This window comes from Xanthobacter cornucopiae (assembly GCF_043195065.2).
Lineage (GTDB): Bacteria > Pseudomonadota > Alphaproteobacteria > Rhizobiales > Xanthobacteraceae > Xanthobacter.
In genome coordinates this window covers 2,954,474-2,968,368 of the sequence record NZ_CM195531.1, presented here as the reverse complement: position 1 = coordinate 2,968,368, position 13,895 = coordinate 2,954,474, and the positions used below count along the sequence as shown (strand labels likewise).

General features: G+C 69.7%; 14 protein-coding genes. 7 read left to right on the top strand and 7 right to left on the bottom strand.

Going from position 1 to position 13,895, the window contains the following annotated elements; genetic code table 11:
* Nucleotides 1–7 precede the first annotated feature (7 nt).
* Nucleotides 8–871: an aromatic amino acid exporter YddG gene (gene yddG, locus V5F53_RS13075; RefSeq protein WP_393997909.1), complete on the top strand. Its 864-nt coding sequence runs from the start codon at nucleotides 8–10 to the stop codon at nucleotides 869–871.
* 262 nt (nucleotides 872–1,133) lie between these two features.
* Nucleotides 1,134–2,246, top strand: coding sequence for a 3-isopropylmalate dehydrogenase (gene leuB / locus V5F53_RS13070; RefSeq protein ID WP_393997910.1), 1,113 nt, complete (start codon nucleotides 1,134–1,136; stop codon nucleotides 2,244–2,246).
* Between the two features lie 550 nt (nucleotides 2,247–2,796).
* Here leuB and V5F53_RS13065 read toward each other — a convergent pair.
* From V5F53_RS13065 to V5F53_RS13045, 5 genes are all read right to left on the bottom strand, one after another.
* The gene (locus V5F53_RS13065; protein ID WP_393997911.1) at nucleotides 2,797–3,165 is read right to left on the bottom strand and encodes a (2Fe-2S) ferredoxin domain-containing protein; all 369 of its coding nucleotides are present in this window, start codon (nucleotides 3,163–3,165) and stop codon (nucleotides 2,797–2,799) included.
* Nucleotides 3,166–3,413: 248 nt separating this feature from the next.
* Entirely contained in the window at nucleotides 3,414–4,457 is a 1,044-nt protein-coding gene (locus V5F53_RS13060) for a sulfate ABC transporter substrate-binding protein (RefSeq protein ID WP_393997912.1), read from the bottom strand.
* A gap of 252 nt (nucleotides 4,458–4,709) precedes the next feature.
* Nucleotides 4,710–6,071, bottom strand: coding sequence for an AmpG family muropeptide MFS transporter (locus tag V5F53_RS13055; protein WP_393997913.1), 1,362 nt, complete (start codon nucleotides 6,069–6,071; stop codon nucleotides 4,710–4,712).
* A 219-nt stretch (nucleotides 6,072–6,290) separates the two neighbouring features.
* Nucleotides 6,291–6,959 carry a response regulator transcription factor gene (locus V5F53_RS13050; RefSeq protein WP_393997914.1) on the bottom strand — a complete coding sequence of 223 codons (669 nt, stop codon included), beginning with the start codon at nucleotides 6,957–6,959 and terminating at the stop codon, nucleotides 6,291–6,293.
* Nucleotides 6,960–7,104: 145 nt separating this feature from the next.
* Nucleotides 7,105–7,572, bottom strand: a complete 468-nt coding sequence (locus tag V5F53_RS13045; RefSeq protein ID WP_393997915.1) for a secondary thiamine-phosphate synthase enzyme YjbQ — start codon at nucleotides 7,570–7,572, stop codon at nucleotides 7,105–7,107.
* Between the two features lie 130 nt (nucleotides 7,573–7,702).
* Here V5F53_RS13045 and V5F53_RS13040 point away from each other — a divergent pair, with 130 nt between their 5' ends.
* Entirely contained in the window at nucleotides 7,703–8,659 is a 957-nt protein-coding gene (locus tag V5F53_RS13040) for an alpha/beta hydrolase (protein ID WP_393997916.1), read from the top strand.
* Between the two features lie 114 nt (nucleotides 8,660–8,773).
* Nucleotides 8,774–10,366, top strand: a complete 1,593-nt coding sequence (locus V5F53_RS13035) for a B12-binding domain-containing radical SAM protein (protein ID WP_393997917.1) — start codon at nucleotides 8,774–8,776, stop codon at nucleotides 10,364–10,366.
* A gap of 286 nt (nucleotides 10,367–10,652) precedes the next feature.
* Here the strand turns inward: V5F53_RS13035 and V5F53_RS13030 are convergent, their stop codons facing one another.
* Both V5F53_RS13030 and V5F53_RS13025 read right to left on the bottom strand, forming a co-directional pair.
* A complete protein-coding gene (locus V5F53_RS13030; protein WP_393997918.1) occupies nucleotides 10,653–11,102 on the bottom strand; it encodes a hypothetical protein in 450 nt (149 codons plus the stop codon).
* Between the two features lie 204 nt (nucleotides 11,103–11,306).
* On the bottom strand, nucleotides 11,307–11,933 hold the full coding sequence (locus V5F53_RS13025) for a 2-hydroxychromene-2-carboxylate isomerase (RefSeq protein ID WP_393997919.1): 627 nt from the start codon (nucleotides 11,931–11,933) through the stop codon (nucleotides 11,307–11,309).
* Between the two features lie 197 nt (nucleotides 11,934–12,130).
* On the opposite strand from V5F53_RS13025, the gene V5F53_RS13020 reads away from it, so the two are divergent.
* The 3 genes from V5F53_RS13020 (at nucleotide 12,131) to V5F53_RS13010 (ending at nucleotide 13,882) form a co-directional block, all read left to right on the top strand.
* Nucleotides 12,131–12,361, top strand: coding sequence for a hypothetical protein (locus V5F53_RS13020; RefSeq protein WP_393997920.1), 231 nt, complete (start codon nucleotides 12,131–12,133; stop codon nucleotides 12,359–12,361).
* Nucleotides 12,358–12,822, top strand: coding sequence for a hypothetical protein (locus V5F53_RS13015; RefSeq protein ID WP_393997921.1), 465 nt, complete (start codon nucleotides 12,358–12,360; stop codon nucleotides 12,820–12,822). The genes V5F53_RS13020 and V5F53_RS13015 overlap by 4 nt, the downstream gene beginning before the upstream one ends.
* Before the next feature lie 343 nt (nucleotides 12,823–13,165).
* The gene (locus tag V5F53_RS13010; RefSeq protein ID WP_393997981.1) at nucleotides 13,166–13,882 is read left to right on the top strand and encodes an SDR family NAD(P)-dependent oxidoreductase; all 717 of its coding nucleotides are present in this window, start codon (nucleotides 13,166–13,168) and stop codon (nucleotides 13,880–13,882) included.
* Nucleotides 13,883–13,895 lie beyond the last annotated feature (13 nt).

Here is a 13,895-nt window from a genome sequence, read left to right as displayed (position 1 = left end):
GTGCGTCATGACCCCGGCCACCGCCACCCGTACCGGTCTGCTCGCCATTGCGCTGTGGGCGACGCTGGCCTGGCTCACCGCGGCCACCGGCGCCGTGCCGCCGCTGCTGCTGACGGCCCTCACCTTTGCCATCGGCGGGCTGGTGGGGGTGGGGGCGGCGGTGGTGCAGGGCGGCGCGGCGGGGCTGCGCGTGCTCATCCAGCCGCCGCTGGCCTATGCCCATGGGGTGGGTGGGCTGTTCGGCTATCATGTGCTGTATTTCGCCGCGCTGAAGCTGGCGCCGCCGGCCGAGGCGGGGCTCATCAACTATCTCTGGCCGCTGCTGATCGTGCTGCTCTCCGCCACCCTGCCCGGCGGCGGGCTGCGGTCGGCCCATGTGGCGGGGGCGCTCATGGGCTTTGCCGGCACGGTGGCGCTGCTGGTGGGCAAGGGCGGTTTCTCCGGCATCGAGGCCCGCTATGCGCCGGGCTATCTGGCCGCCTTCGCCTGCGCTTTCATCTGGGCCCTGTATTCGGTCACGTCACGGCGTTTCGCCCATGTGCCCACGGCGGCGGTGGCGGGCTTCTGCCTCATCACGGCGCTGCTGGCGGGGCTGTGCCACCTGGCCTGGGAGCAGACGGTATGGCCGGCCGGGGCGGTGGAGTGGGCGGCGGTGATCGCCCTGGGCGTGGGCCCGGTGGGGCTGGCCTTCTACGCTTGGGACGTCGGCATGAAGCAAGGTGACGTGCGGCTGCTGGGCGTCGCCTCCTACGCCGCGCCGGTCCTGTCCACTTTGCTGCTGGTGGCTACCGGCTTTGCCACGCCGAGCCTGTCGCTGGCGCTGGCCTGCGCCCTCATCGTCGGCGGCGCCGGGGTCGCGACCCGGCGCTGAGGCCCGGGCGTCGCGGTTCGGGACCGCCCTCGGCGCCCCCTCGGTGCCCCTGGGCGCCCCCTGGGCGTGCAAGGCATTGCGGCGGCACGGTCGGGCGTGCGCCCGCCGTCGGTCGCCAGCGGGGCCGAACCCTTGCGCTCGGCAGGCGAAAGCCGTAGCACTCCCGCCGGTTCCTCCGCCCCCGACGAGACCGCCCGGCCGCGCCGGAAGGCGCGTATTCGGAAAAAGCGCGACCCGCGCGCTGCAACCCAAGGATAGGCCCATGCCCACCCATAAGCTTCTTCTTCTCGCCGGCGACGGCATCGGCCCCGAGGTGACGGCCGAGGTGAAGCGCGTCATTGCCTGGCTGGAACAGCAGGGCCTGGCCTCCTTCGCCATCGAGGAAGACCTGGTGGGCGGCAGCGCCTTTGACGCCCACGGCGTCGCCATCACTGACGCGGCCATGGATCGCGCCAAGGCCGCCGACGCGGTGCTGCTGGCGGCCGTGGGCGGCCCCAAGTGGGCCAATGTGCCCTATGAGGCGCGCCCGGAAGCCGGCCTGCTGCGCCTGCGCAAAGACCTGCAGCTGTTCGCCAATCTGCGCCCGGCCATCTGCTATCCGGCGCTGGCCGACGCTTCCTCGCTCAAGCGCGAGGTGGTGGAGGGGCTCGACATCCTGATCGTGCGCGAGCTGACCGGCGGCGTCTATTTCGGTGAGCCGAAGACCATCACCGACCTCGGCAACGGCCAGAAGCGCGCCATCGATACCCAGGTGTACGACACCTACGAGATCGACCGCATCGCCCGCGTCGCCTTCGAGCTGGCCCGCACCCGCCGCAACAAGGTGACCTCCTCGGAGAAGCACAATGTGATGCGCTCGGGCGTGCTGTGGAAGGAAGTGGTCACCCAGGTGCACGACGCCGACTACAAGGATGTCGAGCTGGAGCATCATTTGGCCGATTCGCTCGCCATGCAGCTGGTGCGCTGGCCCAAGCAGTATGACGTGATCGTCACCGACAACCTGTTCGGCGACGTGCTCTCCGACATCGCCGCCATGCTCACCGGCTCGCTCGGCATGCTGCCGTCGGCCTCGCTCGGCGCGGTGGATGCGGCCACCGGCAAGCGCTCGGCCATGTACGAGCCGGTGCACGGCTCGGCGCCCGACATCGCCGGCAAAGGCATCGCCAACCCCATCGCCATGATCGGCTCGCTGGCCATGGCGCTGCGCTATTCCTTCAATCAGGGCGAGGTGGCCGACCGCATCGAGACGGCCATCTCCGGCGTGCTCGACGCCGGCAAGCGCACCGCCGACATCCGCACCGCCGGCGCCGAGGTGGTCTCCACCCAGGGCATGGGCGAGGCCATCGTCGCCGAGCTGGATGCCGCCAGCGCTTGACGCCGGCGGCGCGGGCCAGCACGCGGGCGGTCCAGGAGCGCAGCGGGTCGGCGGGTCCTGCCGCTTTGCGGCAGGGCGATCCGGGTGGTGCGCTGGCCGCAACAGGTCGCACCAGGCGCGCGCGTGAGGCGTGGCGCCCGGTCCTGGCGCCGGTCCTCGCGTGCTGCCCCGTCGGACGATTGCCGGGCCATCCGGCTCGAAAAAAGCGCCGCCCGTCCGCGTTCGCGGGGGCGGCGTTTTCGCGCCGCCGCGCGGGCGGGCAGGCGGGGGCTGGAAGGCGGGCGTGTATGGGCCGGCGTGCGGAAGCGGCGCGCCACGGGGTGGCCGGTCCCGTTCCCGCGGCGTGCCCGCCAAGACTCCTGGAGCTTGGGCCCCAGGGGTCCCGGCTTCCGGGGCCGGAGCGCTTCCCTCGGGCCATCGGGAGGCGCGGCGCGTTGCCGGCAGCGCCGATCTCTTCGGCGAAGGCCGCCTGGGGCGGCGCCACCTTTTCGGCTGCGTTGCGTGCCAGCAGCACCCATCGGCCCCGGTCGGGGAGCGGGACCGGCGGGGGTCAGATGCGCGGGACGATGATGAGCCGCTCCACGGGCTTGCCGCCCAGCAGGTGGGAGGAAACGATCTCGTCGATGTCCTCGGGGGTCTTGGGCGTGTACCAGATGCCCTGGGGATAGACCACCATGATCGGCCCCGCCGAGCAGAAGCTCAGGCACCCGGAGGCGGTCATGGCGATGTCGCGGCGGCCGGAGGCCTCCAGCTTCTTGCCCAGGCGGTCCCACAGGGGCTGGGCGCCATTGGCGCCGCACGAGCCGCGCGGATGCTGCGGCGGACGCTGGGTGAAGCAGCAGAACACATGGTGCGTGTAGACCTGGGGAATCTCCAGGGCCTCGGTGTTTTCTTCGGCGCTTGCGGCAACGTCGGACATGGCGGCTCTTCGACTTGAGGGCGCGAAGCCTGGAACCATTCAAATTTCGTGCCGCAGTGCGGTAGGGGTGAAATCCCTTAAGTCAGGCAAAGCGTTGGCCGATGTCGCGGCGGGTATTGCCCGGCCCGCGGGGCAGCGGTCTGGGGGAAGTGCGACAGACATCCGCGTGTAGTGTTCCGGAATGGACGGGCCATGAACGCAAACGGCCGGGCGCAAGGCCCGGCCGTTCCGATGGCGCGACAGGCGCGTCAGCGGGCGCCGAACACCTCGTCCAGCTTGGCGCCGGAGGCGAAATGATCCTTCTGGATCTTGTCCCAGCCACCGAACACCTCTTCCACGGTCACGAGGCGCACCGGCGGGAACTGGTCCTTGTACTTGGCGGCGACCTCCGGGTTGACGACCCGGTGGAAAGCCTTGGCGGCCACCTCCTGGCCGGCCGGGGAATACAGGAATTCGAGATAGGCGGTGGCGGCGGGGCGGGAGCCGCGCTTGTCCACCACCTTGTCCACCACCGCCACCGGGAACTCCGCAAGCAGGCTCACGGAAGGGGCCACCGTCTGCAGCTTGCGGTCAGGATAGAGGTCCTGGATGGTGCGGGTTTCGGCTTCGAAGGTCACCAGCACGTCGCCGGTCTCGCGCTCCACGAAGGTGGTGGTGGCGCCGCGGCCGCCGGTGTCAAACACCGGGACGTTGGCAAGCAGCTTTTTCACGAAGGCGTCGGCCTTGGCGGTGTCGCCCTTGTTCTGCTCCAGCGCATAGGCATAGGCGGCGAGATAAGTATAGCGCGCGTTGCCGGAGGTCTTGGGATTGGGGAAGATGACCTTGACGTCCTCGCGCACCAGGTCATTCCAGTCTTTGATGCCCTTGGGATTGCCGGCGCGCACCAGGAACGAGGGGAAGGAATAATAAGGCGAGGCGTTGTTGGGGAACTTCTTCTGCCAGTCCTTGGCGACGAAGCCGCCCTTGGCCAGAACATCCACGTCGGTCACCTGGTTGAAGGTCACAACGTCTGCTTCCAGTCCTTCCAGAATGGCGCGGGCCTGGCGCGATGAGCCGGCGTGGCTCTGGTTGACGGTGATCTGCTGGCCGGTCTTGTCCTTCCAGAACGGCACGAACAGCGCATTCTCGGCGGCGAACAGCTCGCGGGCGATGTCGTAGGAGACGTTGAGCAGGGAGTCCGGACCGGGCGCCGGCTGGGCGGTCTGGGCGAGGGCCGGCAGGGCGGCGCCGGCAAGCGGCGCGGCGAGGGCGCCGGCGAGCACCGAAGCGAGAAGGGCCCGGCGGTGGATCATGGATGCACTCCCATTTTCACATACATAATACGTTAAAAAACGTATTTTACGTTACCTCCAGATAGCATGGGGGACGGGCGCTGTGAACTCCTCTCATCACCTATCGTCATTGTGAACTTAAGGCGGAGGCTTGGCGCCGCATCCTTGCCTCCGCCCTGCCGGGGCGCGGCCTGAGCAATGGCGGCCTGCGGGATGTCCGTGGTGCCCGTGCTTGTGGTGTGGCGTGATAGGCGGGAGGTCAGTCCCGGTCCGTCAGTCTCTGTCCTCGTGGCCCAGGGTCCGGAAATGGCCGCGGGCCTGGAGGATGGCGAGCAGGGCGAGCCCCGGCAGGCCGGCGAGGGCGGTGATGATGAAGAACACCGGCCAGCCGGTGGCCTCGGCGATGAAGCCGCCGCCGGAGGCGAGGAAGGTGCGCCCCACCGCCGTCAGCGCCGTGAGCAGGGCATATTGGGTCGCGGTATGGGCGCGGGCGCCGCACAGGGCCGACAGGTAGGCGACGAAGATGACGGTGCCGATGGCGCCGGTGAAGTTCTCCACCACGATGGTGGCGGTGAGCGCCGGCACGCTCACGCCGATGAGGGCCTGGGCGGTGAAGGCGAGGTTGGACAGGATCTGCAGGATGCCGCCCACCCACAGGCAGGTCGCCAGCGGCAGGGCGCGGGCGATGAAGCCGCCGGCGAACCCGCCCGCCAGCGCCGCGGCGAGGCCGACGCCCTTGACGATGCCCGCATAGGTCGCCTTGTCGAAGCCGATGGAGATGACGAACGGGGCCGTCAGCACGCCGGCAAAAGCGTCGCAGAACTTGTAGAGCAGCACGAACAGCAGGATCGCCAGCGCCTGCTCGCGGGCCAGGAACTCGCTGAAGGCGCCGACGGCGGTGGAGACCACCCGCGCCACCGCGCCCGCGCCCTCGGCGCGGACCGGCGCCGTGGGCTCGCGCGCCATGAAGGTGGCGATGATGCCCACCAGAACGAAGGCGGCGGCGGCCACATAGCCCCAGAACCAGACATCCGCCCGCGCGGCGCCGCGCAGTTCCAGATACGCCACCAGGGCGATGACGCCGGCGCCGGAAACCAGCATGCCGATGCGATAGGCGGCCACGTAGCCGGCCATGCCGGCGGCCTGCTCGCTGGTGTCGAGCCGCTCCACGCGGAATGCGTCCACCACGATGTCCTGGGTGGCGGAGACGGTGGCGACCAGCAGCGCGCCCAGCGCCACCATGACAGGGGCGGCGAGGGGGTCCTGGAGGCCGAGGAAGACGATGCCCGCGGCGAGGGCGATCTGGGTGGCGAGCAGCCATCCGCGCCGCCGGCCGAGCCAGCGCGAGAGCAGCGGCACGTCGAGCGCATCCACCAGTGGCGCCCAGATGAATTTCAGCGTGTAGGGCAGGCCCACCAGGGAGAACAGGCCGATGGAGCCGAGGCTGACCCCCGATTCGGTCATCCACACCGACAGGGTGGTCCCGGTGAGCGCCAGCGGCAGGCCGGACGAAAAGCCGAGCAGAATCACCACCAGCACGCTCGGGCGCGCATAGACGGTCAGCGCGTCGAGCAGCGGGCGCCGCGCGGCGGGCGTCGCGGGGGCAGGGGTCGAGGGGGCGGTGTCGTCGCTCATGATGGGTCCACTGGCAGGCTCCGGCCAGCCGGGGGGCGCGGCCATCGTCCCCGAAGGGCGGCAGGCGGAAGCAAACCGCCCTGCCGCAGTGTCGCCGGGGAGTGAACACCGGCACGCGTTAAGAAAACGCCCACGCCAAAGGGGGGGGCACCAAGGGGGCGCGCCAAACGGAGGGGGCGGGCGATCGGCGCCTGGTTCCGGGCCGGACTCAGCGGCGGTTCAGGCCTGGGTCCACAGGCCGGTTTCCACCTTCGACACCGCGATCACCGCCTGGGTGCGGCTTTCCACCCCGAGCTTCTGCAGGATGGCGGAGACATGAGCCTTCACCGTGGCCTCGGACACGGAGAGCTCATAGGCGATCTGCTTGTTGAGCCGGCCCTCCGCCAGCATCATCAGCACCCGCACCTGCTGCGGCGTCAGGGTGGCGAGGCGGGCGATGATGGCGTCGGTCTCGCCGTCGCTGCCGGCGCCGAGGCCGATGTCGGCGGGCACGAAGGCTTCGCCCTTGAGCACGTCGGCGATGGCGTCGCGCATCTGCCGCACGTCCATGGTCTTCGGAATGAAGCCGGAGGCGCCGAGGTCGAGGCAGCGGCGGATCACCGCCGGCTCCTCGTTGCCGGACACCACCACCACCGGCAGCGCCGCGTATTGGGCCCGCAGGTAGATGAGGCCGGAGAAGCCGCGCGCGCCGGGCATGGTGAGGTCGAGCAGAACCAGGTCGAACTCGCTGTCACCCTCCAGCAGCGCGGTAAGGTCGTCGAACGTGCCCACTTCCAGGATGGAGGCGCGGGCGTGATGGCTCAGCACCGCCTCCTTCAGGGCGCCACGGAACAGCGGATGGTCGTCGGCGATGACGAGACGCAATTCACCTCCAGCGGCTTCACCCAATGCATCCTCCCTGAAAGCTTCTGTGTTATGGCTTGGACCGGGATGGGTCGGTTCCGGACACAATCTTCCCCGCCGCGCGCCACGCGCGCAACGAATCGTCATCCACAATCATCGATCCGTGGCGAAGCTGTGGCAAGCGGAAGCCTCAAATCGCGGCGTGGCCGGTAAAGGTCAAAATGACTTCCCGGCGGTGCGGCGCGCGCCGGTGCTCGATCAGGTAAAGGCCCTGCCATGTGCCCAGTGCCAGCCGGCCGCCGCTGACGGGCACGCAGAGGCTGACCCCGCTGAGCAGGGTGCGGACATGGGCGGGCATGTCGTCCGGGCCCTCGGTGTCGTGGGTCCACCCGGCGTGCTGCGGGGCCAGCCGGTCGAGGGCGGCGAGGAGGTCGTGCCGCACGTCCGGGTCTGCGTTCTCCTGGATCGTCAGCGAGGCGGAGGTGTGCCGGCAGAAGGCGGTCAGCACCCCGTCCCGGGCGCCGGCCTCGGCCAGGAACGCCGCCGCCTCGCCGGTGAAATCGGTGAAGCCCGCGCCCCGCGTGGCCAGGGTGAGCCGGCATTCCGCATGGGTGTCGACAGGCGTGATCCGCGCGGGCGTGCGGTCGGGACGGGGCATGGGAGCGGGCCTGGGCTGCGTCGGTTGCGGATCTCTGTATTGCCTCATAGCGCCGGGCCTGCAACCTTGGCGGCGCACCGCCGCCCGACGGCGGACCAAGCAGATGTGAACGCCCGAGGCCCGACGCCCCATGTCGAAACTTGTTCTCGATTCCGCGGTGTTCGCGGATTCCGCCATCGCCGTGGACACGCGCATGGTGAACGACGCCATCGTCAAGGCGATGCTGGCGCTGCCCGACCGCTGGTCGGTGCCGCTGCCGCAGGTGCGCGCGGCGCGAATCGCCGGCAAGGGCACCTTCCCGCTGCCGCCCGAGAGCAAGCGGGCCCATGTGGAGACCATTCCCGGTCCGCGCGGGCCGATCCCGCTGCGCATCCTGACGCCGGACGGGACGCCTCGGGGCGTCTACCTTCATATCCATGGCGGCGGCTGGACGCTGGGGTCCGCCCGCGAGAACGAGAACCTCACCGACCGCATCGCCGCGCGCTGCGGCCTTGCCGTGGTGTCGGTGGACTATCGCCTGGCGCCCGAGGAGCCCTATCCCGCCGCGCCGGACGACTGCGAGGCGGCGGCGCTGTGGCTGGTGCGGGAGGCGCAGAACCGGTTCGGCACCACCCGGCTGGCCATCGGCGGCGAATCGGGCGGGGCGACGCTCGCCGTCGCCACCCTGGTGCGCCTGCGCGATCGCCACGACCTGAGGCCGTTCACGGCGGCCAACCTGACCGCCGGCTGCTACGACCTGCGCCTCACCCCCTCGGTGCGCAACTGGGGCGACCTGCCTCTGGTCATCAACCGCAACGACATCGAGCGGTTCGTGGAAAACTACCTGCGTCTGGAGGGCCGCGCCGGCGATCCCGACGTGTCGCCGCTGCTCGCCAACCTGAAGGGGCTGCCGAAGGCGCTGTTCACGGTGGGCACCCGCGATCCGCTCATCGACGACACCTTGTTCATGGCCAATGCCTGGCTCGCCGCCGGCAACGCCACCGAGCTCGATGTCTATCCCGGCGGCTGCCATGTGTTCATCGGCTTTCCCGGCTCCATCACCGACCAGGCCCTGAAGCGGGTGGATGCCTTCCTGTCCGATTTCTGATGACGCCGCGCGGGTGGCGCGCCTGCGCGCGCCACCCGCGCAAGCCTCGCTCCAGCCGTGGCGAATAACCTAAGGGCAAGAGCGCTCGCTCCGTGCCTGCCATAGGATCCGCTCATGACCAAGCTGCTTTTTGTCATCCCGCCCTATTTCAATGCGGCGGACTATCTCGACAAGTCGCGGGCCGCTGTCCTGCCGGCATTCACTATTCCGTACGGCATCCTGTCCATGGAGGCTTATCTGACCGCCCATTGCACGCGGCTGGAGGCGGTGCGCCTGGTGGACCTCAATGTGACGTTGAAACGCCTGGTGGAGGAGCGGGCAGTGGGGGACTTCGAGGCGGTGTTCGCTGCCGAACTCCAGGCCATCATCTCGGAGTTCCAGCCGGACATCGTCGGCATCTCCGGGCTCTTCAACTCGTCGTCGCGCTACATTGAGGATCTGGCGGCGGTGGTGAAGCAATGCGATCCGTCGATCCTGACCATCGCCGGCGGCGGGCTACCCTCGGCTGCCTTCAAGATCACGCTGGATCATTGCCCCGCCCTCGACGCCATCTGCAAGGGCGAGGGCGAGCTTCCGCTCAAGGATCTGATCGACGCCGACGACCGGCTGGAGGTGCTGGCGACCCACAAGTCGTGGATCACCCGTGACGGCATCGCGCGCGGGAAGCAGCCGCAACACACCTTTATCGTCAATCTCGATGACATTCCGCAGATGAATTACGAGATGATCAATCTCGGCCATTACGACAATCGTGGCATCGACAAGCGTTATGCGAACCAGCCGAAGCGTGAAATGGGGATCCATACCTCGCGCGGCTGTCCGTTCCTGTGCGTGTTCTGTTCAAACCCGTCGCTGCACGGCCAGGATGTGCGCTTCATGTCGATCGAGCGGATCGTCGCCGACGTCACGCGCATGCGCGACGTGTTCGGCATGACAGTGCTGATGCTGGAGGACGACCACTTCTTCCACGACAAGGCCCGGGCCAAGACACTGCTGCGCGCGCTCGCCGATCTTGGCATCCGCTGCGAGTTTCCCAACGGGGTCGCGGTCTATGCCGTCGACGACGAGGTGGCGGAATTGTTCGCCAAGGCTGGGGTCTCGGCGGTGGCGCTGGCGGTGGAATCGGGGTCCGACCACGTGCTTAACCACATCATCAAGAAGCCGTTGAAGAAGCGCCTCATCAAGCCGGCAGTGGAGGCGCTGCGCAAATTCAACGTGCGTTCGCATGTGTTCATTGTGACCGGGCTGCCGGGCGAGCAGGACGAGCATCGCCAGGAGACACTGGAGATGCTGCTGGAGAACGGCTTCGACTGGACCCATGTCTATCTCGCCATACCGATCTTCGGTAGCCGGCTTTATGACATCTGTGTCGAGAACGGCTATATCGACAACACGAACGCCGGGGATTTCGTGGTGACGAAATCGGTTATCCGCGCGCCCGGAGTCGATCCGGTGAAGCTTGAGGCCTATGCCTACGAAACCCAGCTCAAGGTGAATTTCGTCCACAATCACAACATGAAGATCGGACGCTACGAGGTCAGCCTCCATTACATGAAGAACGTGGTGTCCAAATACGACGACCACGCCTTCGGGCATCTCTACGTCTCGCTGTGCCATCGTGCCCTGGGTGACGAGGCCCAGGCGGCCACCCATGCGGCGCGCGCTCGACATCTTCGCCCGGGACGCCTGGTGGCGGGACTTGGCTGAGCGGTTCGACGTGGATTACCACGCCCTGCTCGGTGTGCCGGTTCCCGGATCGCAGGTCCACGCGAGCATCCACTGACGCGGATCCGTCTCCGTCGCCGGCGGACTTGCCCATGCGGCGGGTCTCCAAGGCGACGGCGAGGGGGTCCGGATCAGCGTGGAAGGCCGATGGTCGAGGACTGCCGGTACGGCCATGCCATTACGCAGGGCCACGATGCCGCCCCCGTGGCGCGCATCGGGGGGCAGCCTGCCGCGCGCAGGCCGGGCAGTCCGACTTCGCGGGCGGCGTTCAGAGCTTCTCGCTCGGGTCCGGGGCGCGGAAGTCGTCGATCATCTGCTTGAAGCGGCGATAGAAGCGTTCGGCATAGCTCAGCGCCGTGTCGAGGTCGGAGACGGCGGGCGGGGGCGCGGGCGGCCGGGCCTGGTCGGCCGCGGCGCCTTGCTTCAGGGTTGCGATCTCGTCCTGGAGACGCGCGATTTCCGCTTCATAGGCGTCGCGGGTGTCGGGCACCGCGATGCAGGCGAAGCCCGTGGCGCCGGTGGTACACAAGGAAACCTGGCCGGTCTGGGTGTCCAGCTTGAGCGCCCCGCCGGGCACCGGCGCGAAGGCGTAGCGCGACTGACGCGGCATCACCGAGGTGTCGGACTGGGCGAGCGCCGCGCCGGGGGCGGCAAGCCCTCCAAGGCCGGGCGCGGCAAGGGCGATCAGGGCGAACGCGGCGAGGGGTGGCGTTGTCATGGCGTCTCCTGAGGCGGCCTGTGTGGGGCCTGTCCGGCGTCAAGGCCGGCGCCGAACCCCGCCGGCGGACAGCTTCCGCCGCGATCGGGGCTGAAGCGGGGCGTCGCCGGGCGGGAGCCGGTGGAGGGCGAGGGCTCGAACCGGAGGCCTCGCCGCGCCTGGGCGAATCCACGCGGCGCCGGTCAAGGACCGGGACCGATGGCCTCAGTCCACGTCGGCGAGGAAGGGCGCGCGGCCGCTGGCCAGGGCGTCGTCCAAGAGCTCGATGCGGTCCTGGCCCCAGAACACCTCGCCGTCGAGCACATAGGCGGGGGCGCCGAACACGTCGGCGGCCACCGCCTTGGCGCGGTTGTCGAGATAGGCGGCGATGGCGGTCTCGCCGGTGGCGGCATCGAGCAGCTCGGCGCCGGGCAGGCCCGCCGCGTCGGCGGCGGCGGCGATGATCGCCGGGTCGCCCAGGTTCTGCTGGAGTTGCCAGGCGGCTGCGAACAGGGCCGGCAGCAGGCTGTCCACCCGATAGCCGGACTGGAGGGCGGCGATGACGGTCTGGTCGGCCAGGGTCGGGTCGAACGGCCAGAAGGCGGGGTGGATGTGGAAGTCGATGCCGCGCTTCACCCGCCAGCGCTGGAGCTCCAGGATGCGGTAGCGCTGGCGCTGCGGCGCGCGCTGGCCGAGCGGCAGGCCGCCGGTTTCGGCGAACACCGGGCCGAGGGAAACGGGGTGATAGGCCACCTCGGCGCCATGCCGGGCCGCCACCGCCATGAAGGGGGCGTGGCCGATGAAGCTCCAGGGGCTGATGGTGGAGAAGTAATAATCGATGCGCCGCGTCATGCGATCCTCCCGTGACTGCTGTCTTATAGCAGCGCTGGAGCCGCCGCCTATGATGGAACCATGACGCAGGGCGAGGCCTCCCGTTCGCCGCCGGCCGTGCCGCCGTGCTCGCGAGCGGCCCCGGCGCTTGACAGCCACCCGGCGTGGCGGTCCATGCTGATGGCCAGGGCGCGCGCCGCGTGTCGAGGGAGACGGGCATGACAGACAGCACCATGGCCGACCGCCTGGCGGCGTTGCGGGCGGATATCGCCGCCGCCGGCCCGGAGGCGGCGGCCCGGGAGGCGGCCCAGCGGGTGAAGGCCGCGGCGGCCCGCGACCTTGCCGATGCGGGAGCGTGGGTGAGGGCTCATCCGCTCGCCGCGGTGGGGGTGTGCCTGGCCTTGGGCTTCGTCATCGGCGGCCTGTGGAAGCGGGGCGGGGGACAATGAGCGACTTGGATACCCTGGCGCGGAACGTGCGCGTGCTGCTGCGCGCCGACCTGATCATCGCCGAGATTCATCTGCGCCGGGCGGCTGCGAAGTCGGGCTTCTATGCCGTTGCCGGCGTGGTGGGCGGGTTCGGCCTCGTGATGCTTGGCATCGCCGGCTTCCTGGCGCTGGAGAGCATCTACGGGCCGATCCTGGCCGCCACCCTCACCGGCGCCGGCGCGCTGGTGCTGGCGGCTCTGCTGGCGGTCCTGGGCGCGCGGGTCAAGCCGGGCCGCGAGCTGGGGCTCGCCACCGAGGTGCATGCGGCGGCGCTGGCGGCGGTGAACGCCGATCTGAAGACGGCGGGGGCGAGCGTGTCGCGCCTCGCTGCCTTCGTGCGCAACCCGCTGGACAGCGCCCTGCCGGCGGTGGCGCTGACCGTGCTGAACACTGTGCTCAAGGGCTTTCGCCGGAAGGACTGAGGGAACGGGGCGGGAGCCCCGTCCACCCCTTGACCGCGTCATCCCGCTGCGGCACCGGGAGCTGCAGCGCGGAGTCGTGCGCCGTCTGGCGCGCGGTGCCGGACCGACCTCGCGAGGACCCCCGATGACCGATCAGCCCGCCTGCCCCCATGCTTCAGCGGCCGCCGCAGGCGCCGGGTCCGAGGCGTTCGCTCCGTCGGCCGGCATGCCCGGGGCTCAGGTTCCTGAAAATTCCGCGCCTGAAGGGCCGCGCTGTCCGGTGGCCCACGGCGGGGCGGGGGGCGGACCGGGGGGGCAGTCCGCGCCGGGTCCGGCCATGGCCGTGGACGGAACGCAGCCGGTGATGCTGCTCACCGGCGCCTCGCGCGGCATCGGCCATGCCACGGTCAAGCAGTTCTCGGCCGCCGGCTGGCGGGTCCTCACCTGCTCGCGCCATGCCTTTCCGGACAAATGCCCCTGGGGGGCGGGGCCGGAGGACCATCTGCAGGTGGACCTCTCAAGCCCGGCCAGCACCCTGGCCGCCGTCGCCGAGGTCAAACGCCGCCTGCCGGATGGACGCCTCCACGCCTTGGTCAACAATGCCGCCATCTCTCCAAAGGGGGAGGGCGGCTCGCGGCTCGGCACCCTCGACACGGATCTCGAAACCTGGGTGGACGTGTTCCAGGTGAATTTCTTCGCCCCCATCATCCTGGCGCGGGGGCTGGCGGCGGAACTGGAGCGGGCGCGGGGCAGCGTGGTCAACGTCACCTCCATCGCCGGCTCGCGGGTGCATCCGTTCGCAGGCGCCGCCTACGCCACCTCCAAGGCGGCGCTGGCGGCGCTGACGCGGGAGATGGCCTCCGATTTCGGCCGCCGGGGCATCCGTGTGAACGCCATCGCGCCGGGGGAGATCGACACCGCCATCCTGTCCCCGGGCACCGATAAGATCGTGGCGCAGATTCCCATGCAGCGCCTGGGCACGCCGGACGAGGTGGCGCGGATCATCTACGTGCTGTGCACCGACATCTCCTCCTACCTCAACGGCGCGGAGATCCACATCAACGGCGGCCAGCACGTCTGAGGCCGGCGGCACC